Origin of the sequence: Pseudarthrobacter sp. S9, assembly GCF_050156545.1 — a bacterium.
Lineage (GTDB): Bacteria > Actinomycetota > Actinomycetes > Actinomycetales > Micrococcaceae > Arthrobacter.
The window spans coordinates 1,787,086-1,807,829 of the sequence record NZ_CP189576.1; the positions used below are offsets into that span (position 1 = coordinate 1,787,086).

General features: G+C 67.7%; 22 protein-coding genes and 1 pseudogene. 9 read left to right on the forward strand and 14 right to left on the reverse strand.

The window, feature by feature from the left end; all coding sequences use genetic code 11:
* Positions 1–125 precede the first annotated feature (125 nt).
* From ACQCSY_RS08410 to ACQCSY_RS08420, 3 genes are all read right to left on the reverse strand, one after another.
* Entirely contained in the window at positions 126–1,292 is a 1,167-nt protein-coding gene (locus ACQCSY_RS08410; protein WP_427134803.1) for a GGDEF domain-containing protein, read from the reverse strand.
* 145 nt (positions 1,293–1,437) lie between these two features.
* Entirely contained in the window at positions 1,438–1,950 is a 513-nt protein-coding gene (locus tag ACQCSY_RS08415) for a 2'-5' RNA ligase family protein (RefSeq protein WP_427134804.1), read from the reverse strand.
* 227 nt (positions 1,951–2,177) lie between these two features.
* The gene (locus ACQCSY_RS08420; RefSeq protein ID WP_427134806.1) at positions 2,178–2,783 is read right to left on the reverse strand and encodes a malonic semialdehyde reductase; all 606 of its coding nucleotides are present in this window, start codon (positions 2,781–2,783) and stop codon (positions 2,178–2,180) included.
* A gap of 231 nt (positions 2,784–3,014) precedes the next feature.
* On the opposite strand from ACQCSY_RS08420, the gene ACQCSY_RS08425 reads away from it, so the two are divergent.
* Positions 3,015–4,370 (forward strand): uracil-xanthine permease family protein, encoded by a 1,356-nt coding sequence (locus tag ACQCSY_RS08425; protein WP_427134808.1) that lies wholly within the window; start codon positions 3,015–3,017, stop codon positions 4,368–4,370.
* A gap of 136 nt (positions 4,371–4,506) precedes the next feature.
* Here the strand turns inward: ACQCSY_RS08425 and ACQCSY_RS08430 are convergent, their stop codons facing one another.
* Positions 4,507–5,004, reverse strand: a complete 498-nt coding sequence (locus ACQCSY_RS08430) for a hypothetical protein (RefSeq protein ID WP_427134810.1) — start codon at positions 5,002–5,004, stop codon at positions 4,507–4,509.
* A gap of 212 nt (positions 5,005–5,216) precedes the next feature.
* Between ACQCSY_RS08430 and ACQCSY_RS08435 the strand changes: the two are divergent.
* Together ACQCSY_RS08435 and ACQCSY_RS08440 are read left to right on the forward strand one after the other, a co-directional pair.
* Positions 5,217–5,732 (forward strand): annotated as a pseudogene (locus tag ACQCSY_RS08435) (DUF6328 family protein).
* Positions 5,733–5,776: 44 nt separating this feature from the next.
* On the forward strand, positions 5,777–6,439 hold the full coding sequence (locus ACQCSY_RS08440; protein ID WP_427134812.1) for a DUF6766 family protein: 663 nt from the start codon (positions 5,777–5,779) through the stop codon (positions 6,437–6,439).
* Positions 6,440–6,478: 39 nt separating this feature from the next.
* On the opposite strand, the gene ACQCSY_RS08445 is transcribed toward ACQCSY_RS08440, so the two are convergent.
* From ACQCSY_RS08445 to ACQCSY_RS08470, 6 genes are all read right to left on the reverse strand, one after another.
* A complete protein-coding gene (locus ACQCSY_RS08445; protein WP_427134814.1) occupies positions 6,479–7,603 on the reverse strand; it encodes a glycerate kinase in 1,125 nt (374 codons plus the stop codon).
* A 52-nt stretch (positions 7,604–7,655) separates the two neighbouring features.
* The gene (locus ACQCSY_RS08450) at positions 7,656–8,501 is read right to left on the reverse strand and encodes a glycerophosphodiester phosphodiesterase (RefSeq protein WP_427134816.1); all 846 of its coding nucleotides are present in this window, start codon (positions 8,499–8,501) and stop codon (positions 7,656–7,658) included.
* A gap of 69 nt (positions 8,502–8,570) precedes the next feature.
* Positions 8,571–8,819: a hypothetical protein gene (locus ACQCSY_RS08455; RefSeq protein ID WP_427134818.1), complete on the reverse strand. Its 249-nt coding sequence runs from the start codon at positions 8,817–8,819 to the stop codon at positions 8,571–8,573.
* Positions 8,820–8,991: 172 nt separating this feature from the next.
* On the reverse strand, positions 8,992–9,810 hold the full coding sequence (locus tag ACQCSY_RS08460; protein WP_427134819.1) for an HAD family hydrolase: 819 nt from the start codon (positions 9,808–9,810) through the stop codon (positions 8,992–8,994).
* A 186-nt stretch (positions 9,811–9,996) separates the two neighbouring features.
* Positions 9,997–10,509 (reverse strand): YbhB/YbcL family Raf kinase inhibitor-like protein, encoded by a 513-nt coding sequence (locus ACQCSY_RS08465; protein WP_427134821.1) that lies wholly within the window; start codon positions 10,507–10,509, stop codon positions 9,997–9,999.
* Positions 10,506–11,477 carry a carbohydrate kinase family protein gene (locus tag ACQCSY_RS08470; RefSeq protein WP_427134822.1) on the reverse strand — a complete coding sequence of 324 codons (972 nt, stop codon included), beginning with the start codon at positions 11,475–11,477 and terminating at the stop codon, positions 10,506–10,508. Before ACQCSY_RS08470 ends, ACQCSY_RS08465 begins: the two co-directional genes overlap by 4 nt.
* A 170-nt stretch (positions 11,478–11,647) precedes the next feature.
* Between ACQCSY_RS08470 and ACQCSY_RS08475 the strand changes: the two genes are divergently transcribed.
* From ACQCSY_RS08475 to ACQCSY_RS08490, 4 genes are all read left to right on the forward strand, one after another.
* Complete coding sequence (locus tag ACQCSY_RS08475) at positions 11,648–12,028, forward strand: carboxypeptidase-like regulatory domain-containing protein (RefSeq protein ID WP_427135746.1); 381 nt, start codon at positions 11,648–11,650, stop codon at positions 12,026–12,028.
* A 93-nt stretch (positions 12,029–12,121) separates the two neighbouring features.
* Complete coding sequence (locus ACQCSY_RS08480; RefSeq protein WP_427135748.1) at positions 12,122–12,715, forward strand: sulfite oxidase-like oxidoreductase; 594 nt, start codon at positions 12,122–12,124, stop codon at positions 12,713–12,715.
* 10 nt (positions 12,716–12,725) lie between these two features.
* A complete protein-coding gene (locus ACQCSY_RS08485; RefSeq protein ID WP_427134824.1) occupies positions 12,726–13,463 on the forward strand; it encodes a ferredoxin reductase in 738 nt (245 codons plus the stop codon).
* Entirely contained in the window at positions 13,460–13,807 is a 348-nt protein-coding gene (locus ACQCSY_RS08490; protein WP_427134826.1) for a DUF6510 family protein, read from the forward strand. The genes ACQCSY_RS08485 and ACQCSY_RS08490 overlap by 4 nt, the downstream gene beginning before the upstream one ends.
* Before the next feature lie 55 nt (positions 13,808–13,862).
* Here the strand turns inward: ACQCSY_RS08490 and ACQCSY_RS08495 are convergent, their stop codons facing one another.
* The 4 genes from ACQCSY_RS08495 to ACQCSY_RS08510 form a co-directional block, all read right to left on the reverse strand.
* Entirely contained in the window at positions 13,863–15,224 is a 1,362-nt protein-coding gene (locus ACQCSY_RS08495; RefSeq protein ID WP_427134828.1) for an MBL fold metallo-hydrolase, read from the reverse strand.
* Positions 15,225–15,246: 22 nt separating this feature from the next.
* Entirely contained in the window at positions 15,247–15,549 is a 303-nt protein-coding gene (locus ACQCSY_RS08500) for a rhodanese-like domain-containing protein (RefSeq protein ID WP_427134830.1), read from the reverse strand.
* Between the two features lie 99 nt (positions 15,550–15,648).
* A complete protein-coding gene (nhaA, locus tag ACQCSY_RS08505) occupies positions 15,649–16,995 on the reverse strand; it encodes a Na+/H+ antiporter NhaA (RefSeq protein WP_427134832.1) in 1,347 nt (448 codons plus the stop codon).
* A 118-nt stretch (positions 16,996–17,113) separates the two neighbouring features.
* Complete coding sequence (locus ACQCSY_RS08510) at positions 17,114–17,911, reverse strand: alpha/beta hydrolase (RefSeq protein WP_427135750.1); 798 nt, start codon at positions 17,909–17,911, stop codon at positions 17,114–17,116.
* 205 nt (positions 17,912–18,116) lie between these two features.
* Between ACQCSY_RS08510 and ACQCSY_RS08515 the strand changes: the two genes are divergently transcribed.
* Both ACQCSY_RS08515 and ACQCSY_RS08520 read left to right on the forward strand, forming a co-directional pair.
* Positions 18,117–19,223 carry a GTP pyrophosphokinase gene (locus ACQCSY_RS08515; protein WP_427134834.1) on the forward strand — a complete coding sequence of 369 codons (1,107 nt, stop codon included), beginning with the start codon at positions 18,117–18,119 and terminating at the stop codon, positions 19,221–19,223.
* Between the two features lie 203 nt (positions 19,224–19,426).
* On the forward strand, positions 19,427–20,437 hold the full coding sequence (locus ACQCSY_RS08520) for a bile acid:sodium symporter family protein (RefSeq protein WP_427134836.1): 1,011 nt from the start codon (positions 19,427–19,429) through the stop codon (positions 20,435–20,437).
* Positions 20,438–20,744: the final 307 nt, after the last annotated feature.

Here is a 20,744-nt window from a genome sequence, read left to right on the forward strand (position 1 = left end):
GAAGCGCCCCAGCAGGGGCGGGTCCGGCCGGCAAGGGCAGATCAAGGCGGATAGGGGCCCGGTATCCGCCCTGATCTGCCCCGACCTGATCTGCCCGGACCTGATCTGCCCGGAAGAGGGCGCGCTCAGGCAGTTTTTTCCTCGAGCGGGCTCGCGGCCAGCACCGAGCGGTCCCGGCCCAGCGTTTTTGCCCGGTAGAGGGCCGCGTCGGCCGAGGCGACCAGCGCCTCAAAATCCACGCGCCCGGCAGCGGCGGATGCGATGCCGTAGCTTACGGTGGGCAGGCGAGGGATCGCGCCCGGCTCCGCGGCCTGGAGTAAGCGGCTGATGTCCGCGGCGATTTCCTTGGCCAGTTCGGGCGTGACTCCCGGCAACAGGAGCATGAATTCCTCCCCGCCGTACCGGCCCACGAGGTCCGTGGAACGTACCGTGGACACGCAGGCATTCGCGAACGCCTGCAGCGCGGTGTCCCCGGCTGAGTGTCCGAACTCGTCGTTGATCGCCTTGAAATGATCGAGGTCGGCCAGGATCAGCGATGCGGTGGTCCTGGTCCGGCTCAGGCGGCGCAGTTCGTTCTCGGCCAGGTCCTTGAACGCAGTGCGGTTGAGCAGCCCTGTCAGCCCGTCCACCGAGGCGCGGGCCCGAAGATCCTGGATCTGCTGCTCGTAGCTCAGCTCGGCCATGGTGAAGGACGCAACCACCAGGATCACCGCTGAAAGGGCAGCCGTCGTCGCCGATCCGAAGACGGAGAGGAAGACCGGCCCCTCCCGCCCCTCGAAAACAAAGGCGGCCAAGCGGCCGAAATAGAACACGGCGAGGATCCCCGAGCCCACGGCGAGCGTGCGGTGCACGCGCGAAAAGTTGCGGTCAAGCAGAAACAGCTCCCGGCAGCCCAGTCCGATCAGCGCACTCATGAAAGCCAGGTACGCCGGCCCGCCCGCCCAGATGTTCGTGGCCGGCTGGTCTAGCACTGACGCCACGGCCGTGATGCCGGGACCTGCGGCGAGCTGCCACGCTGGGGGAACTGCGGTCCTCAGCGAACGGGCGCCTGCCCAGATGCTGACCGCGCCCGACACCAGCAACACGTTTCCCGAGGGGTTGGCCCACACCTGGTGGATCGTTCCGTCCAGCAGATACGCCGCATTGCCGGCCAGGAACAACAGCAACGCCAGGCACCACCAGCCGCTGTACGCGGAACGGGTCCGGCGGTAGGTGATGAAGTAGAAGAGCAGGAGCAGGGTCAGGTCGACCAGCGCCAAATCGACACGCAGGGTTGCGGTGTCAAGCATCATGTCGTGGCCCCCGGTCCGCATGTAATTGCCCGAAGTGCGTCGTTTCGGCGTCGCAGTTGACCCAGTATGGCACCCCGCAGCCGGAAATCATGGCGCGCATTCACCATGTGACTTTCGGGGCCAGCACCTGGGGCAGTTCCAGCACTCAGGCCGGAGCGTCAGTCCAGAGCCTGAGGATCCGCCGCGTGGCGTGGCCGCCGTCGGGCGCCATGTCCACCAGCGCGATCCGGTCCAGGACGACGACGTCGCCCGGGTTGAGCCGCCTCTCCCCGTGGTGGGACACGTGCGGGCGGTAGCCTTCCAGGGTATAGCCGGGCGTGGGGATCCGGCCCGGCAGTTCCGCCACCATCCGGACCAGGGCGTCGTGCAGGCCCTGCAGCCGTTCGCTGGGTTCAATCAGGCTGACCGGGATCGACCCGGCCCGGCCGAACCCCGCCTCGCCGCGCACGGCAACGCTGCTGCCCAGGGCCGCGGCGACCGGTGCCGCCATGAGCGCGGCAATTCTGTCGGCGAGGGGGTCGTCCGGGGCGGGTTCTGCGGCTTCCGGGGCGACGACATCGAACTTCACGAGGGTGATGTGCAGCGGCCAGTCATCCCGGGGGAACTCGAGGCCCTCGGTGACAGGCTCCACGAAGGCCACCGCAATCAGGTTCCGCATGGGGCAAGTCTGCCATGGGACCGGGGATGAGACCGAAGCATGAGACTGGCACGACGACGGCGCGAATCGCACTGTGGCGGCGGCCCCAATGCGGACTAAAATGGGAAGTGGCCCCGGATGCAGGCCGTGCGCTGAACCGCATAATTGTGTCCCGCGTGCCTCCGGCCTGTCCCCCATGGTGCCGGAGGCACCTCCGCGTGAAGACCGTGCCGCTAAGCCCGCAGCCGTCAGACCGTGCGGACGACGTCCTCGTATGCGAACTTCGGCTTGGCTTCGCCCCACGCGTCCACGCCGGGCAGGCCGATGTTGACCACCAGGAAGCTCTTCTGGCTTCCGTCGGGGAAGAACGCGGCATCAATGGCGGAGAAATCCGCGCCCGTCATGGGCCCGGCGGCGAATCCGAGGGACCGGACCGCGAGGATGAAGTAGCCGGCCTGCAGGTGGGCGTTGTTGTTGCCCGTGGTGGCCGCCAGGTCCGGCGCGGCGTCGTAAATGGCCTTGGGGGCGTTGTAGCCGGGGAGGAAGCTGTCCCACTGCTCCTGCCAGGACGTGTCGTAGCTGAGGATGGCGACGAGGGGTGCGGACGCCGTCTTGGCCCGGTTGCCGGCGGAGAGGGCGTCCACGAGCGTGGTCCGGGCTTCCTCGGAGCGCACATAGGTGACGCGAAGCGGCTGCGAATTGAAAGCGGTGGGGCCAAATTTCGTCAGCTCGTAGATGGCGCGTGCCTGATCCTCCGTGACCTCGCCGGTGAAGGCGTTGGCGGTGCGGGCGTCGGCAAAAATGGCGTCGACGGCCGCTGCATCGATTACTGCTTCGTCATGGGCGATTGTCATTCGCGTCCCTTTCGCTGTGCCTGCTCACCGTCCGGCGGCGGGCTTTTCTGCTGTCCATAGTTGCAACTTCAAGCGGCGCCGGCAGCTTCCCATGCCGCGGGTGACGTTTGACACAGTGGCGTGCGGCTGGGAAGGCGGGCTACGAAACCAGCCGGCAAACCCCGCGCGGTAAAGTTGCTCCGGAAGATTCCTTCCCCGCCCCGCCACACATTCTCTGAAAGGCTCCCGGCAATGAGCATGCTCGGTACCAAATGGAAGCTCCACGGCAACGGCAAGTCCATCCGCCCCGGTGAGGTCGTCAAGCCGGACGAGCGCCTCGCCTGGCCGCTGACCATCGGCGTCGGAATGCAGCACGTTGTCGCCATGTTCGGCGCCACCTTCCTCGTCCCGATCATCACGGGCATGCCGCCGGCCACCACGCTGTTCTTCTCGGGCATCGGCACCCTGCTGTTCCTGGTCATCACCCAGGGCCGCGTGCCCAGCTACCTCGGCTCCAGCTTCGCGTTCATCGCGCCGATCATGGCGTCGCAGCAGCAGTACGGGATCGCCGGTGCGCTCGGCGGCGTGGTGCTGGCCGGCGTCGGGCTGGCCCTAATCGGCGCCGTGGTGCAGAAGTTCGGTGCGGGCTGGATCAACCGGCTGATGCCGCCGATCGTCACCGGCGCCATCGTGGGACTCATCGGACTGAACCTGGCCCCGGCCGCGAAGAACAACTTCGACAAGGCCCCGGTCACCGCCCTCATCACCCTGGTTGTCATTATCCTGGTCAGCGTGCTCTTCCGCGGCATCCTGGGCCGCCTGAGCATCCTGGTCGGCGTCGTGGCCGGCTACATCGTGGCGATGATGCGCGGCGAGGTGAACTTCGAGAAGATGGACGGCGCCGCGTGGATCGGGCTGCCGCACTTCCAGACTCCGGAATTCCACCCCGGCGTGATCGGCCTGTTCGTTCCGGTTGTGCTGGTGCTGGTCGCCGAGAACATCGGCCACGTGAAGTCCGTGTCCGCCATGACCGGCCAGAACCTCGACGGCGTCTCCGGGCGGGCGCTGATGGCCGACGGTGCGGCGACCGTGCTTGCCGGCCTGGGCGGCGGCTCCGGCACCACCACCTACGCGGAAAACATCGGCGTCATGGCCGCCACCAAGGTCTATTCGACGGCGGCCTACTGGGTGGCCGGCGTCTTTGCCGTGGTCCTGAGCTTCTCGCCGAAGTTCGGTGAACTCATCGCCACCGTCCCGGCCGGCGTGCTGGGCGGTGCGGCCACCATGCTCTACGGCATGATCGGCGTCCTGGGCGTGAAGATCTGGGTCCAGAACAAGGTGAACTTCTCCAACCCCATCAACCTGACCACGGCCGCCGTCGCACTGATTGTGGGCATCGCGGACTACACCTGGACCCTCGGCGACTTGAAGTTCACGGGGATCGCGCTGGGCTCGGCCGCCGCCCTGGTGATTTACCACGGCATGAAGGCCATCGCCAAGGCGCGCGGCACGGTGGCGGAGCCGGAGACGGAATACGCAGCCCCCGTGGCAGCGGTGAAGGCAGCCGTCAATGCGGCCGCCAAGCGCGCCCCGAAGAAGCGGCGCTAGACGCTTACGGCGTCCAGCCGAAAGGCTGGCATCCCTGCTCCTGTTCGGGCGTGAATGTCAGCTCGACGACGCTGCGGCGCTCGTACGCATCCGTGCCGAGACCGACCGCACGCCGGCAGACATCGGCAGGCAGGTTTTAGCCGGCGTCGAACGGTTCCTCATCGTCGCTGCGGTCTTTCGGCGATTTACTGTCCGGCAGATCCGTGCCTGAGCCGTCGGGCAGTCCTGACGGCTCCTGACCGGGCTCCGATGAGAAGGGGCGCCCGGCGTCGGGCTTCTCCGTGTTGGACTCATCCATCTCGGCCTCCGCGGACGGCACCTCGGCGTCGAACCCGGGCTCTGCACTGGCTTGTTCCGAACTCATTTGTTCCTCCGTTCCTCCGAAGCGTCCTGCTCCGGGTTCTCCTGCGCTGTCTTGGTCTTCACTGCCGAAATGGCTCAGGTCAGGCGCCCCGGCGGGGAAAGTCTCGCCGTCCGGGCTGTCCTGGCTCAGGCCAGCGGCCCCGAACGCCTCTTCCTCCCGGGGCTGGGCGAACTTCTTCGTGTCCCCGCCGGGCGATTCCTGCTCGGCCGTCGGCGTTCCGTAGCCGCCGGCTTCCTCGACGGGATCCTGCTGCTTGTCTGAATCACTCATAGTCCACCTACCAATGTGTCGGTTTTCTAGGGGTTCTTTCCCGGGCGCCGGCGAGAACCGGCCCTTCGAAACTATCCCAGCGGCGTAAACAGTTCCACCCTACGCGGGAAATAGTCAGCACCCTTAGTACGGCCTTGAATTTAGCAAGTCTCAAGCCTAGGTTGAGTGTGTGCCGCACTCAGCGGCGCCTTCCGCGATGCCCAAGGAGCCCGATGCCAGTTCCAGACGAGTCCAGCGGCGACGGAAGGGATGAGACCGTCGAACAGCGGCTGGACCGCAACTGGATGGAGCTGTTACAGGAACTGCGCGTCCTTCAGACCGGGGTGCAGATTCTGGCGGGTTTCCTGCTGACGTTGCCGTTCCAGGCCAGGTTCGAGACGCTGGACGGCTTCTAGAGGGGCCTCTACCTCACCAACGTTTTCCTGGCCGCGCTCACCACCGCGACGATCCTCCTGCCGGTCAGCGTGCACCGCCGGCTGTTCCGGAAACGGCTGAAGGCCACCCTGGTTTCCAGCGCCGACATCATCGCTAAAGTGTCGCTGGCCGGCGTCGCCCTACTGAGCGTCGGGACCTCCTGCCTGGTCTTCGATGTCACCGCGGGCCGCACCGCCGGCCTGACCGCGGGCGGAGTGTTGCTGGCCGTGCTGTTGGTCATGCTGGTCTATGTTCCGGTACGGCTCAACCACGTAGCGGCCAAGGGCACGGGCCGCGAGGAGACAGCACTATGACCAGATTCACCATCCACCCTAGCCACAGAGAAACAGGTGCAACCATGCGTAAATGGGTCAAGGAACACGGGCTGCTGCTCGCCAATGCCGGGCTATTTCTCACGTTCTTCGGCGGGATGATCCTCAGCGGGGCCAGCAGCTACAGTGAGGATCAGGTGGCGCACGGCCAGCCCGCCGTGACCGTCCTGGAGTACCTTTCCACCGGCGATTTTGTCGAGGCCACTTTCGAGAACTGGGAATCCGAATTCCTGCAGATGGGCATGTACGTCATCCTGACGGTGTTCCTGTTCCAGAAGGGTTCCTCTGAGTCGAAGCCGATGGACCAGGCTTCCCCTCAGGACCAGGATCCGCGGGCCGCCAAGCCCAAGCCAGCCACCCCCTGGCCGGTGCGGCGCGGCGGGTGGGTGCTGAAACTCTATGAACACTCACTCTCGATCATGTTCCTCCTGCTCTTCCTGATGTCATTTGCCCTCCACGCCGCGGGCGGCAGCACGGCGTACAACGATGAGCAGCAGAGCCATGGCCAGCCAACGGTGACAGTGCTCGGCTACCTCGCGACGAGCCGCTTCTGGTTCGAGTCGTTCCAGAACTGGCAGAGCGAATTCCTGGCCGTGGCGGTCCTGGTGGGCGCCTCGGTCTACCTCCGGGAGAAAGGCTCCCCCGAGTCCAAACCCGTCGCCGAACCGCACTACGAGACGGGCACCTGAACCGCGGCCTCGGCCGACGCCGCCGCATCCGGCCCGGGCTCAGGCCCCTTCCAGGACCTGGCTCGTGGCCCAGGCGAGGTACTTGGCGGCGTTCGCGACGGCGTCGGCCGGGCTTCCGGCCAGGTCCAGCAGCTGCGCCGCGGCCACCACGCCATGCCGGGCAAGATCCTCCGGGGTGACCAGGATCCGGCCGGCCACCACGATCACCGGGATGCCGCGTGCCTGCGCGGCATCCGCTAGCGCAATCGGCGCCTTGCCCGTCAATGACTGCGAATCCAGCGACCCTTCCCCGGTGATGACAAGATCCGCCTCGGCGAGTTTTCCGGCGAGGCCGGTGAGTCCGGCCACCAGTTCGAAGCCGCCTTCCAGGGCGGCGTTGCTGAAGGCCAGGAACGACGCCGGGAAGCCGCCCGCCGCCCCGGCGCCGGGGACGTTGACGTCGCGGCCGGTGGACTCGCGCAGCACCGAGGCCCAGTTGCGCAGGCCGGCGTCGAGCAGCTCCACGGCGTCGTCGTCGGCGCCCTTCTGCGGGGCGAAGACATGGGCTGCGCCGTCGCTGCCGAAGAGAGGGTTCTGCACGTCCACGGCGATCCTGAACTTCACGGCGGACAGCCGCGGATCGAGTCCGCTGGTGTCCACGGACGCGACCTCCGCCAGTGACCCGCCGCCGAGGGGCACCACGTTGCCGGCGGCGTCCAGCGGCTTGAGGCCCAGGGCGCGGAGGGCGCCGCTGCCGCCGTCGCTCATGGCCGAGCCGCCCAGGCCGAGCACGATCTCGGTGGCGCCGGCGTCCAGTGCCGCGGCGATCAGCTGGCCGCAGCCGTAGCTGTGCGCGCGCAACGCGTTGGCCGGCGTCGGCTCCATGTGCGCCAGACCCGAGGCCTGCGCGGTTTCGATGACGGCGGTCGCCCCGCCGAACGCGTCCTTGCGGATGCCCCACGCGGCGCCGATCGGTGCCAGGATCGGGCCGACGACGGCGTTGAGCCGCTCCTCGTAGCCCGCCGCGACGGCCGCCTCCAGGGTTCCTTCGCCGCCGTCGGCCACCGGGAACTGGATGGCCTCGGCGTCCGGGTAGACGCGCAGGGCGCCTTCGGCGATGGCGGAGGCGGCTTCGGCGGCGGTGAGGGAGCCCTTGAACTTGTCCGGGGCGATGAGGATGCGCATGGCTCTATCCTGCCAGCCCGCCGGCTCAAACGGAGTGCGGGCGCCGGCGAAGTTAGTGCCAGGCCCCGCGCTCCCGCAGGACCTGCCTGAGCAGGTCCGCGCGGTCCGTGACGAGCCCGTCGACGCCGAGGTCCAGCAGCCGGTGCATTTCCGCGGGCTCGTTGACGGTCCAGACGTGCACCTGCAGGCCATGCCGGTGCGCGCGCCGCACGAAGCCCGGCGTCACCACGGTCAGGGCGCCGTAGCGGACCGGGACCTGCAGGGCGTGGACGCCGCGGAGCGCCCGGGCGGCCACAAGGCGCATGACCGGTGCCGGCAGCACCGGGCCGAGCAGGACGAACAAGGCATTGGACACCATGCCGGCGGAGCCTGCAGCGGGCCGGCTCAGTTGCTTGAGCACCGCACGGCGCCGGCGGTCCGAGAAACTGGCAATCAGAACGCGGTCATGCAGCCCGTAGCGTTCGATCGCCGTGGCCAGGGCATCCACCGAGTTCCAGTCCTTGACGTCCAGGTTGAGCCGGACATCCGGGAAGGCCGTGACGAGCTCCTCGAACAGCGGGATGGGTTCCGAGCCGCCGATCCTCGCCCGGGCTACGGTTTCCGCGGGAAGCTCCGAGATCCTGCCGCGCCCGTCCGTGACACGGTCCAGGGTTTCGTCGTGGAAGAGCAGCAGCACGCCGTCAGCGGTGGTGTGGACGTCCGTCTCCAGGTACCTGAACCCCAGTTCGACGGCGGCGCGGAACGCGGCCATGGAGTTCTCCAGCCCCTCCGGGGAGAAGCCGCGGTGGGCCATGGCCAGGGGCGGTGCGGCAGGCGCCCCGGCGGCCTCATCGGGGCCTCCGGCGGGGCCCCCGCCCTGGTCAAAGAAGGGGTCAAAGAAGGGGTGGGAGTTCGTCACTCCTGAAGCGTACCGGAGCACTGGAATGACCGGATCAGGACTAGATCAGAACAAGATCAGGACCCGTTCTCAGGAGTCGCGCGGGAGGATTTCCACGCCGTCGCTGCAGTGCAGCAGCGTGCGGCCGCGGCCGCCGTCGAGGTCCACCCAGACAGCGGTGTGGTCCGCCGTGACGGCGTCCACGAGGCCGCCCGTTTCATAGCCGGGCGACAGCCGGACGCTCACGCGGTCACCCGGGCGCAGGCTCCTCCAGTGCGGGCCCGGGTCCACCCGGTGCAGGGGCTGCTCGTCAGTGTTTTCAGTACGGTACCTGGCCATGATTTCCCCACAATCAATCAATCGATCCGTCGCGAATCTTCAGCGTAGGGAGCGAAGATGAACGCCAGTTGACTGCCGGCTGGTAATCCGGTGACCGGATCTGCCGCGCGGGGAAGCGGCCTCAGGAAGCCGCCTTAGGAAGCGGCCCCGGGAACCGTGGAACGGATACTCCTCAGGGAAGCCGCACGCCGTGCTCGGCGAGCTTGGCCTCGAGGATCTGGGCGACGCCGTCATCGTCGAAGTGCGGGGCCTGCTGGCCGGCGGCGCGGATGGCCTCCGGGTGGCCGCTGGCCATCGCATACCCGTCCCCCGCCCAGCGGAGCATCTCGATGTCGTTGGGCATGTCCCCGAAGGCCACCACGTCCGCGGCGTCGATGCCCAGGGAGGCGGCGTATTCGGCGAGGGTGACGGCCTTGTTGACGCCGGGCAGGGACAGTTCCAGGAGCGCGATGTTCGGCGCCGAGTGGGTGGCCGCGGCCAGATGCGCGACGGCGGGCGTCACCTCGGCCAGGAACTCATCGGCGGTGCCCTCCCGGACGATGGCCAGGAACTTCACCACGGAGTCCGCCGGGGTGAGCGTCGTGTGCAGCGGCGCGGGCGTGAACTCGGAGAGCAGCTCGCTCGAGCCATTCTCGATGAACCCCGGCTCCAGGTGGAACCCGGTGAGGGTTTCGGCGGCGAAAAGTGCGGAGGGACGCAGGCGCTTGATGATGCGGCGGGTTTCGAACACGGCGTCGAGGTCAAGGGCCCGTGCCGAGAGCATGCGGTCCGCCTCGAGGTCCCAGACGACGGCGCCGTTGGAGCAGATCACGGTTCCGGCGTGGCCCAGCTGGTCCCGCAGGGGGTGGAGCCAGCGCGGCGGGCGGCCGGTCACGAAGACCAGCTCGACGCCGGCGTCGCGGCACGCGTGGAAAGCGCGGACGGTCCGGTCACTGATTTTGCCGTCGTGGCCGAGGATCGTTCCGTCAATATCACTTGCTACCAGCCGCATAGTGCCAGTCTACGTTGGCGCGGCGGGGGGAGGTTCGGGCCAACCTCCGTCCATTTCGACGGTTCCCTGCCGGCTCGATGCATCGAAGCGTCGAGTGCGCAGGGAACCGTCGAATCGGCGGGACTCGGGAAGGCCGCGCTGGCGAGTTCGACGGGCTCAATCACCGGGCCTAGTCCGCCGACGCGCCTAGTGCCGTTCGTAGATCCCCGTGAGCGTTCCCCGGCCCAGGGTATGCCGCGACAGCTTCGACTCCAGACTGGCCGGGGACGTGCGCTCGTCCAGCCCTGACTGCGGCACATCGAGCGCGTGGACCGTGACGATGTAGCGGTGCGGGCCGTGGCCCGGCGGCGGCGCTGCACCAAGGTAGCCGTGGAAGCCGGCGTCGTTCTTCAGCTGCAGGGCGCCCGGGGGAAGGACCCGGCCGCCCTCGGCGCCCGCCCCGGCCGGCAGGGAGGTGACGTCCCCGGGGATGTCCAGCACGGCCCAGTGCCAGAAGCCGCCGTGGCCCGGAGCGTCGGGGTCGAAGACGGTGACGGCGAAGCTCCTGGTGCCGGCGGGAGCACCGGACCAGCTCAGCTGCGGGGATTCGTCCTGGCCGCCGGCCCGCATCCTGCCGCTGCGCTGGGCCGGCGGGAGGGTCTGGCCGTCGGTGAACGATTCGCTGCTGACGTGGAAGGACGGAACATCGTGGCGTGTCATGGCTGCCTTTCAGTTGCTGGTGAGGCCGGCTCGCCGAGCTCCATCCGGGTCAGCTCGGCGCGGGTGGGCGGGTTGGCTCCGGCGCGGGACACGGTGACGGCGGCCGCCAAGGCGGCGTGGGCCAGGAGATCCCGGAGGCTTCCGGCGGACAGTTCACGGAGGTCCTCGCGGTTCTGCGCCCCGTCCAGGCCCAGGTCCACGACGCCGGACAGCAGCGCGGCCATGAAGGAATCCCCGGCCCCGACCGTGTCCGCCACCGTCACCCCGGGCGCGGCAAAGTGCGCTACGCCTGCGGCGTTGACACCCCAGGGCCCTTCGGCGCCGCGGGTCACCACCACCATCGCCGGACCTTCCGAGCCGCCCAGCGACAGCCAGCGGCGCGCCGAGTCCAGCGGATCCTCGCCGGGGTACAGCCATTCGAGGTCCTCATCGGAGGCCTTGACGATGTCCGCGAGGGAGACGAACTTTTCGGCCTGCCGGCGCGCATAGTCCACGTCGGTGATGATGCTGGGGCGGCAGTTCGGATCGAAGCTGATCGTGGCCGAAGGATGGGCATGCTCGACGGCGGCCAGGACCTCGGCGGCGCCGGGCGCCAGCATGGTGGCGATCGAGCCGGTGTGCAGCAGGGTGGTGCCCTGCAGCATGAACGGCAACCGCTCCCCGAGGCCGGGCAGCTCCCAGGCGAGGTCGAACGTGTAGGTTGCGGCGCCGTCGTCGTCGATCTGGGCGGTGGCCACGCTCGTGGGCAGCGCGTCCGGTCCCTGCGGGAGGAGGACGGAGCTGGACTTCAAGTGCGCGGCCACCGATTCGCCGTAGGCGTCCCGGCCGTAGCGGCCGATGAACTGCACCGGATGGTCCAGCCGGGCCAGGCCCACCGCCACGTTGAGGGGGCTGCCGCCGACGTGGGCTTCGATTCCGGAGGAGCGCTGGACCACATCAACCAGACCCTCGCCAATAACTGTCAGCATGCTCATACTCTGCCAGAGAACGAGTGCGGGCGCGCCTGTGTTGCGGGGCCTGGTTGCTCGGCCTCGGCGTGTCTCCTACAGGAACGCCCAGGCGTCCTATGTTCCGGCTTGTGGAGGGTGGATACTCGGTGTGAGGCAGCTTGAGTGCTGGATTGTTGGTGAGTGGTGTGATGCGATTCGACCTGGCTTTGCTGGCCGCGGCCAGCCTCCTGCTGCTGTGCGCCTGCACCAACGCATCCGGGGTCAGCGTCCATTCGGGGCAGGTTACCGGCGACGTCCTGATGGCGCCGGTTTGTCCGGTAGAGCGTGTTGGGAAGGAGTGTCCGCCGCGCCCCGTAGCAGGCGCCGCGGTGGTCGCGTTGGACGGAGACGCCGTCCGGGGCTCAACGCTCACCGACACGGCAGGTGCCTTCAGCCTCACACTGCCCGACGGCCGTTACGTCATCAAGGCGACCAACGTCGGCGGCTACGCCTCGACGGCTACCGAGCGTGTGGTCGTCTCGGACAATCCTGTTCACATCACGCTGATTGTTGACAGCGGAATCCGTTGAGCCAGCGGCTCATCTCTAGACCCTGTCCGGCAGTTGCCCTATCGTTGGGGAACCGATCACAGTCGACCGGAAGCTCCGCAGCGGAGGTACATGATGGGAATCATCTCGTCCGGTTTTCATGGAAAACGGCAGACCGGCAATCCAGCGTTACCACCAGGCCAATACGAGACGGGAAGCTTTCCGGTGCTGACCGCCGGGCCTGCACCCCACATCCCCACGGAGGACTGGGAATTCTTCATCACCACTGAAGCCGGTCGACGCCATGTTTGGTCGTGGGATGCGTTCATGGACCTTCCGCAGGTTGATATCCCGACCGACATCCATTGCGTGACCAGCTGGTCCAAGCTGGGCACCTCGTGGCGGGGAGTATCCCTGGACACTTTGTTTGAGGATGTGGAAACGAGCTGCGAGTTCACGACGGCCCACTCCTATGGCGGCTACACGACCAACATCCCGCTGCCGGATCTCCTGGACGGCCGGTCGTGGGTGGCCTGGGAATTCGACGGTGAGCCATTGGAGCGCGCCCACGGCGGACCGGCCCGGCTACTCGTGCCGCACTTGTACTTTTGGAAGAGCGCAAAGTGGATCAACGGCCTTGAACTGACGCAGGACGATATCCCGGGCTTCTGGGAATCCAACGGTTACCACATCCACGGCGACCCGTGGCGTGAAGAGCGGTACTCATGAGGCAGGACCCATGAGCCGGCTGTGGCGCGTCGCCGAAGTCGTCAGCGGCGTCACCGAAACTGAAACGTCCAGAACGATCGGCCTCCGGGTTGACGGTTTGATGGGCAACCTCGCCGGACAGCACATCGATATCCGCCTCACGGCAGACGACGGTTATTCGGCCGTGCGCTCCTACTCCGTGGCGACGGCCGGCCTGGACGAAATCATAGAGATCACCGTTGACGAATTGGCCGACGGGGAGGTCTCCCCGTATCTGGTCAGGGATATTGCCATCGGCGACCAGCTGGAGATACGCGGCCCTGTAGGTGGCTGGTTCGTCTGGCGGCCGACCGACACGAACCCGGTGCAGCTGATCGCCGGCGGATCCGGCATCGTGCCGCTGATGTCCATGATCCGCGCGCATGAGGCATCGGAAAACCCGTCACAGTTCCGGCTGCTGTACTCGCTCAAGTCACCCGAGGCGGGGTTCTACCGCGAGGAGCTGCTCACCTTGAGCAGGGAATCCCCCAAGGTCACCGTCGACTACGTCTACACACGCAAAGCGCCATCGGGCTGGCAGACCGCTCCGAAACGGCTCACGCCGGAGGTCCTCCTGGCGAGTATCCTGCCGGCGGACCCTACACCCGACTCCTTCATCTGTGGTCAGACGGTATTTGTCGAAACGGTCGCAGAATGGCTGGTTCAGGCGGGCTATCCCGCCGCCTCGATCAAGACCGAACGCTTCGGCGGAACGGGAGGAACCCTGTGACTGGCAACAATGGCTCCGCTTCTCCGGGAGCTGAGGACCCGCGCCTCGAGGACCGGGACATCGCCGGAATCGCGGGCAATCCAATCCCCCATCTGGACGGAAACGCTGTGGCCGGACCGCTGTGGGAACTGTTCCGCATCGATATCATCGCAGCGATCGGACGGTGCAAGCACTGCGGCGCCGTCCGGGCCTTCGGGGAGGCAGCGGTCTATGCTGACGCCCCAGGAATCGTTGTGCGCTGCAGCTCCTGCGAGGGCGTCCTGCTGCGCCTGGTGGAGACTCCCACCCAGTTCTGGCTCGACGTAAGCGGACTCAGCTACCTGCAGATCGACCGCGAGGGCTAGGTGTACTGTCCGGGGACGTTGTTTGACCCCCCAGGCCCGTCTTCGTGGGCAGGGCTCAGTCGGGCGCCTTGCCCATGGGGATCCCGGCCGCCGCGGCGTCGCCGAACCTCGCGTCGATGTGGACCACGTCCCTGCCGGCCCGCTGGAGGAGGCTGGCGGCGATGCCGGACCGGTAGCCGGAGGCGCAGTGGACCCACAGCCTTCCGGCAGGCACGCCGTCCAGGCGCAGCAGCAGTTCATGCAGCGGGACGTTCACGGCGCCGGCCACCCGCGACGCGGCGTATTCGTCAGCGCGGCGCACGTCCAGGACGGTGTCGCCGCCGGCCCGGCCCGCCAGCACGCCGTCCCAGCCCACCCGGGGATAGGAGGCGACGGCGGCCTGCGGGGCCAGCGCGTGCGGGTCGGTTCCGACGGCGGCGTCCGGCGAGTCGATGCCGATCCGGGAGAGGTCGCGGATAGCGTTTTCGACGTCTCCGCGTGAGCCGACGAGGGTCAGCTGATCGCCCCACGGCAGCACCCAGCCCAGGTAGCTGGTGAAGCTGGAGCCGCGGCCGTACTCAAAACTGACGCTGCCCTTGAGATGGCTGCTCGCAAATGCCACGCGGCGCCGCACGTCCACCACCCACTCGCCGTCGTCCAGGCGCCGGGTAAGCTCCGCGGCGTCGAGCGATTCGGGCACGGCCAGGTCCGCGGGGCCCGGCCCCTGGATGTTGACAGGGCTCATGTGCGCGTAGTACGCCGGGTAGTCAGTGAGGTTGGCGACGAGCTGGCGGACGAAGTGGTCCTCGTCCGGGTCGGTCAGGGCATGGTTGGCGGCGAGCTGTTCGCCGATCGTGGAGGACGTGGCGCCGCTGGCAGGCCCGGAGGAGCAGAAGGAGCCGAAACCGTGGGTCGGGAACAGCGCGGCATCGCGCCCGGCTTCCGCGACGAGGCGCCGGACCGAGGCGTACTGGTCGTGGGTGAGGCCGATCGTGTCGGCCGCGGCGACGAGGTCGGTGCGGCCAACGGAGCCGTAGAGCAGGCTGCCGCCGGAGAAGACGGCTTGCTTGTCGCCGTCGTCCACGATGAAGGACAGGTGGGTGTGGGTGTGCCCGGGCGTGGCGACGGCCTTGACCGTCAGTGAACCCACCCGGACGGTCTGGCCGTCGGTGATGGGCGTGCGCTCGAACTTCACGGGATCGGCGGCGTTCACGAGGTAGCTGGCGCCGTGGGCCCGGGCCAGTACCAGTCCGCCCGTGATGTAGTCATTGTGCAGGTGGGTTTCCGCCACGTGCGTGATGGTGACCCCTGCCTCGCGGGCAGCCATTTCCACGCGGTCCGTGTCCCGCTGCGGATCGATCACCAGCGCCACCGAGCCGTCGTGGACCAGGTAGCTGCGGTCGCCCAATTGCGGGGTCTCGATAACGACGACGTCCATGGTTCGCTCCACGCGGGTCTGCTCAGCCCCGGTTGACGGGGTGGCCGTTGCGGTCCCACTCGATGATGCCGCCGGTGACGTTGACGGCGTCGTACCCCTGGTCCTCGAGGTAGACGGTGGCCTGGGCACTGCGGCCGCCGGCTGCGCACATCACGTAGACGGTGCCGCTGGCCGGAACCTCCGGCAGGGACTGCGCAAAGCGCGAGAGCGGGATGCTCCTGGCGCCGGGCACACGGATCTCGGCATATTCGTCATCCTCGCGGACATCGACGATTTCGGCGGTGTCGCCCAGTGCGGCGAGGTCCTGGACGGAAATGCTCTTCATGCTCGGGTCCTTTCGAGGGGTGCCGGGGATGTCCCGGGGGTCGCTTCTCCCATAATGATACCCCCTGGGGTATCAAATCAGGCCTTGCGGCGAACCCGGCTAGCCGCGATCCTGCTGGTATACGTCCGGGATCCCGTCGTGGTCCGAGTCGACCTTCTCGTCGTCCTCGGCCTGCCGGTACTGGCGGTTCCGGGTGCGGAGCACCGCGGCGGCCAGCAGTGCCGCGAGCAGGGACGCCGCAAGGATTCCCACCTTCGCGTGGTCATCGTGGACGCTGCCCTGGCCGAAGCTCAGTTCGGCCACGAGCAGCGACACGGTGAAGCCGATGCCGGCCAGGATCGAGACGCCGAAGACATCGATCCATTTGAACGAGCCGTCAAGCCGCGCCCGCGTCGCCTTGGTGATGAGCCAGGTGGTGCCCAGGATGCCGGCCGGCTTGCCGAGCACGAGGGCCAGGATGATACCCACGGCCACCGGATCGGTCAGCGCCGAGCCGAGTCCCTCCCAGCCGCCCACGGCCACTCCTGCGGAGAAGAAGGCGAACAGCGGGACGGCGATCCCGGCGGAAATCGGGCGGGAGCGGTGTTCGAAGATCTCGGCGAGGCCCGGTCCGGCGTCCGGGCCGCCGCTGGCCTTGGAGCGGAGCACGGGGATCGCGAAGCCGAGCAGGACTCCTGCCACCGTGGCGTGGATGCCCGAGGCGTGCACGAGGGCCCAGGTGGCGGCGCCGAGGGGAAGCAGGATCAGCCACGCGGCCACGGCGTGCCTGCCGAAGAACCGCCGGTACTTCTGCGCAAGGAAGGTGTAGAGGCCCAGCGGGAGCAGTGCCAGCAGCAGCGGCAGGGGCTGGAGTTCGCTGGTGTAGAACACCGCGATGATGCTGATGGCCAGCAGGTCATCCACCACAGCCAGGGTGAGCAGGAAGATGCGTAAGGCGCTCGGCAGATGCGAGCCGATGATCGCCAGCACCGCGACGGCGAAGGCGATGTCGGTGGCGGTGGGGATCGCCCAGCCCCGCAGCGTCTCGGTCCCGGCGAGGTTGACCGCGGCGTAGATGAGCGCGGGAACAGCCACGCCGCCCACGGCCGCGGCGACGGGAACAACGGACTTGCTCAGCTGCCGCAGGTCCCCCGCAACAAACTCGCGCTTGAGCTCGAGCCCCACCAGGAAGAAGAAAATGGCGAGCAGCCCGTCGGCCGCCCAGGCGCCGAGGCTCAGCTCAAGGTGCCAGGGCGCGTAGCCGAATTTGAAGTCCCTGAGTGCGAAGTAGCTTTCCGACGCCGGTGAGTTGGCCCAGATGAGGGCGATGACGGCTGCGGCGACCAGCAGGGCGCCGCCCACAGTTTCCTTGCGGAGGATTTCGCCGATCCGCAATGATTCCGCGTAGCTGCCGTGGCCAAAGACGCTGAGGCGCGGGGGGACGGGGGTAGGAGGCGTGGCGTTCATGGGGTCCTAAAAGTTGGGTCGACAGAACTATGCCGACCAGACTTCCCGGCGCACCTTGGTCCAGTCTACTGGCTCACAGCGTCTATTGGGTTTCGGCGCCTGTTGGCTTTCGGCCCGCTCAGCTCAGCAGTTGTTGCACCAGCTCGCGGCATTTCCGGTAGCCGGCGGCCTTCGGATCGATCAGGGCGAAGTGGTCGCCGGGGACCGTCAGGAGCTGGACGGGAGCCCCCGCCGCCTTGGCAGCCCCCGCATACGACTCGGACTGGCTCATCGGCACGGTATCGTCTTCGGTTCCGTGTACGGCAAACACCGGAACCTTCAGGGGCACTGCGCTCATCGGATCTGCATACTTATGCCGTTTGGGGTATTTTTCGGAGGAGCCGCCCAGCAGATTGCTCACCGCTCCGTTGCTGAGATTCAGCCGCTCGGCGGCGGCCAGGTTCAGCAGCCCTGACTGGCTGACGACGCCGGTGAGCTGCACCGCGCCGTCGGCGTCGTCCTTGCGCAGGAGCTGCCGGTCCGCGTCGGGGGCACCGAGCTGCCCGAGCCTGCTGCGGCCCGCCGCCCAGACGGCGAGGTGGCCGCCGGCGGAGTGCCCCAGGGCGACCACCCTGTTCAGGCCGAGTCCGTGCTCGCCGGAGATGTCGCCTAGCTTGTCGATTCCGGCCAGCACGTCGGCAAAGGTGTGGGGCCAGCCGCCGCCGTTGCCGGCACGCCGGTACTCCAGGTTCCAGGCCGCCATGCCGTGCGTGGCCAGGTCCCTGGCCAGCGGCTCGCCCAGTTCGGCACCGTACTGCGACCGCCAGTATCCGCCGTGGATGACCACCACCACGCCTTTGGATGCGGCAGCGTCCGGCAGGAAGAGCTCTCCCCACTGACTGGAGTCGTCGCCGTAGTGATACTTGTGCCGCTTCACTGTGTCCTCCTCGGGGCCCGGTGAACAGGCGGCGGAGACTGCCCCCAGTGTCACCGCCGCTGCGGCTGCGAACAGTGCCCGACGCCGCACATCAGCCATGTGTTGAGCCTACCTTGGGCGCCGCGCGGCTTGAGGCAGCGCGTTCGACGGCGACCGAGGGGGTGTCACCCCCGCGTCCGTCGTACGTGCGCCGTAAGCTGGACGCATGGCGAGCAACTGGGACCGGCTGGACGCCGGCCTGCGCGAATCCGTGCAGGAAAACGTGGAACTCTACGAGCGGGTCCGCCCTGCGCTGAAGCTGGTCACCCGGGAGGTCCTGCTCACCCTGCGGACCATGCTCAAGGGCACTGAGGTGACCCCGCTGTTCGTCACCGGCCGCACCAAGACCGTGGAGTCCTTCCGCGAGAAGATCTCCCGCACCGAGGAGCCCCTTGAACCCGGGGGCCCGCGGGTCCTGAAATTTCCGGACCCGTTCCGCACGCTCAATGACATGGTGGGCATCCGCGTCATCACGAAGCTGCCGGCGGAAAACGCCGTCGTGGCCAACATCATCAAGCGCCAGCGCCAGCTCTTCGACTGCCGCGGGGACCGCGAGAAGGACATCGGGTCCATTGAGTCCGGGACGTACGGCTATTCGAGCCGGCACCTGATCCTGCGGACCATCCAGAACGAGGCCGTCAAGGATTACCAGCACGCCTTCAACCCGGAGACCCAGCCCAACGGCAGCTACTTCTTCGAATGCCAGATCCGCACGGTGTTCGCGCACGCCTGGAGCGAGATCGAGCACGACATCCGCTTCAAGGCCGAGGACCCCCGCGCCTGGACCCCGCACTTCGACCGCCAGTTCACAGCAACGGCGGCCATGCTGGAGACCGTGGAAAGTGCGTTCTCGGACCTGCACGACCGCTACGAAGAGGTCCGCAGCTACTGGGACATGGACGGCGAAGGCGCCGCGCAGCTCACGCCCAACCGGATCCGCGACGTCTGGCGGACGCTGCTGCCGCACGTGGACCGCAAGGTCGACGACGACTGGGGCTGGGCCGCCGAGCTCATGGCCGCCCACGGCCTCAATCAGACAGTCCAGCTGGCCGGCCTGCTCAGCGCCAACCGGATCACCGAGGTCCGCAAGGCCCTGGACCACCGCTATTCCCCCGGACCGGACCGTCTGCTGGATGACCTGTTGCTCTGGCAGTACGGCACCGCCCACATCGACCTCACCGCGGAACCGGCCGACGCCGTCCCGCACCCCCGGCGGGACAGCCTCCTGCGCCGGCTCAAGCAGATCGAGCACTACCGGCTGACGCAGGTGTAGGAGGAGGGTCCGCGTGCGCGCTGATCCTCCCCCTTTGGAACCGCGACGCCGGAAATCCCCGGCGGTTCGGCCCGACACACCGGCAGCGGCGTCCAAAAGCGGGAAACTCCGACGCACGCTGATCGAGACAAAAATCTGACATATTTGTCCGACATACGGTCATGAAGTGGCCGCTTGTCGGATGGGGGTGCCACCATTATTGGATGCTTGAGGCAACCAAATCCCCAATATCCGGCCCGGACACGAGCACCGACGCGGACGTCCTGGTAAATCCCGCCCTCGCCGCCGAGGCAAAGATCGCCCGGATCGCGGTAACCATCTTCCCGATCCTCGTCGTCGTGGCCGGCGTCGCCGGATTCCTGCTGCCGGGCGCCTTCAGACCCCTCGCGCCGAGCGTGCCGTACCTGCTGGGCATCATCATGTTTTGCATGGGCCTGACGCTGACGCCGCCCGACTTCGCCTCGGTGGCCAAGCGGCCGTGGGCCGTGGTGCTCGGCATCGTGGCCCACTACGTCATCATGCCCGGCGCCGGCTGGCTGATCGCCGTGGCCCTCCACCTCGAGCCGGAGCTCGCTGTGGGCCTGATCCTCGTGGGCTGCGCGCCGTCCGGCACCGCCTCCAACGTGATGGCGTTCCTGGCCAAGGGCGATGTGGCCCTCTCCGTGGCCGTTGCCTCCGTTTCCACCCTGATTGCCCCGATCGTCGCGCCGCTGCTGGTGCTGTTCCTGGCCGGCTCCTTCCTGAACATCGACGCCGGGGGTATGGTCCTGGACATCGTCAAGACCGTCCTGCTGCCGGTGATCGCCGGGCTGGTTGCCCGGCTGTTCCTCAAGAAGCTCGTCGCGAAGGTGCTGCCGGCACTGCCGTGGGCGTCCGCTGTCGTGATTTCCCTGATCGTGGCGATCGTCGTGGCCGGAAGCGCCAGCAAGATCGTCGCGGCCGGCGGAATCGTGTTCCTCGCCGTGGTGCTGCACAACGGCTTCGGCCTGGGCCTGGGCTACCTGGCCGGCAAGCTGGGCGGCCTGGACGACAAGGCCCGCCGGGCGCTGGCGTTCGAGGTCGGCATGCAGAACTCGGGACTGGCCGCCACCCTCGCCACGGCGCACTTCACCTCGCTGGCCGCGCTGCCGTCCGCCGTGTTCTCGCTCTGGCACAACATTTCCGGCGCGATCGTCGCCGCCTGGCTCGCCCGGCGCCCGCTGAAGGACGCTTAGGGCCCGTTCCTAAACCCTTTGATGCCGGAGTTGGCCCATGGTGCGGCAGGGCGGCTCTTAACGGCTTGTCGCAGTTCTTGGAGAAATGCTTCCGCGGGATGGTGTTCATGCCGCCGTTCGGGCGGCACTTCTTAACAGGATAGGCGTCTTGTAGTTGCGGTCTTGGTGAACCCGCGGCCGGTCCGCTTGATGTTCTTTTTCGCGGTGTTGGCATCGACCTTGGCGGTTGTGGCCCCGTGCTCATCCATGGCTCGTAGCTTGTCCAGACCCTGGCGGCCGGGTCCTGGAAGAACCGCATCGACCGGTA

Coding starts and splice junctions, on each gene's coding strand:
- ACQCSY_RS08410 (WP_427134803.1), bottom strand. CDS start 1,292: ATGATGCTTGACACCGCAACCCTGCGTGTCGATTTGGCGCTGGTCGAC.
- ACQCSY_RS08415 (WP_427134804.1), bottom strand. CDS start 1,950: ATGCGGAACCTGATTGCGGTGGCCTTCGTGGAGCCTGTCACCGAGGGC.
- ACQCSY_RS08420 (WP_427134806.1), bottom strand. CDS start 2,783: ATGACAATCGCCCATGACGAAGCAGTAATCGATGCAGCGGCCGTCGAC.
- ACQCSY_RS08425 (WP_427134808.1), top strand. CDS start 3,015: ATGAGCATGCTCGGTACCAAATGGAAGCTCCACGGCAACGGCAAGTCC.
- ACQCSY_RS08430 (WP_427134810.1), bottom strand. CDS start 5,004: ATGAGTGATTCAGACAAGCAGCAGGATCCCGTCGAGGAAGCCGGCGGC.
- ACQCSY_RS08440 (WP_427134812.1), top strand. CDS start 5,777: ATGCGTAAATGGGTCAAGGAACACGGGCTGCTGCTCGCCAATGCCGGG.
- ACQCSY_RS08445 (WP_427134814.1), bottom strand. CDS start 7,603: ATGCGCATCCTCATCGCCCCGGACAAGTTCAAGGGCTCCCTCACCGCC.
- ACQCSY_RS08455 (WP_427134818.1), bottom strand. CDS start 8,819: ATGGCCAGGTACCGTACTGAAAACACTGACGAGCAGCCCCTGCACCGG.
- ACQCSY_RS08460 (WP_427134819.1), bottom strand. CDS start 9,810: ATGCGGCTGGTAGCAAGTGATATTGACGGAACGATCCTCGGCCACGAC.
- ACQCSY_RS08465 (WP_427134821.1), bottom strand. CDS start 10,509: ATGACACGCCACGATGTTCCGTCCTTCCACGTCAGCAGCGAATCGTTC.
- ACQCSY_RS08470 (WP_427134822.1), bottom strand. CDS start 11,477: ATGCTGACAGTTATTGGCGAGGGTCTGGTTGATGTGGTCCAGCGCTCC.
- ACQCSY_RS08475 (WP_427135746.1), top strand. CDS start 11,648: ATGCGATTCGACCTGGCTTTGCTGGCCGCGGCCAGCCTCCTGCTGCTG.
- ACQCSY_RS08480 (WP_427135748.1), top strand. CDS start 12,122: ATGGGAATCATCTCGTCCGGTTTTCATGGAAAACGGCAGACCGGCAAT.
- ACQCSY_RS08485 (WP_427134824.1), top strand. CDS start 12,726: ATGAGCCGGCTGTGGCGCGTCGCCGAAGTCGTCAGCGGCGTCACCGAA.
- ACQCSY_RS08495 (WP_427134828.1), bottom strand. CDS start 15,224: ATGGACGTCGTCGTTATCGAGACCCCGCAATTGGGCGACCGCAGCTAC.
- ACQCSY_RS08500 (WP_427134830.1), bottom strand. CDS start 15,549: ATGAAGAGCATTTCCGTCCAGGACCTCGCCGCACTGGGCGACACCGCC.
- nhaA (WP_427134832.1), bottom strand. CDS start 16,995: ATGAACGCCACGCCTCCTACCCCCGTCCCCCCGCGCCTCAGCGTCTTT.
- ACQCSY_RS08515 (WP_427134834.1), top strand. CDS start 18,117: ATGGCGAGCAACTGGGACCGGCTGGACGCCGGCCTGCGCGAATCCGTG.
- ACQCSY_RS08520 (WP_427134836.1), top strand. CDS start 19,427: ATGCTTGAGGCAACCAAATCCCCAATATCCGGCCCGGACACGAGCACC.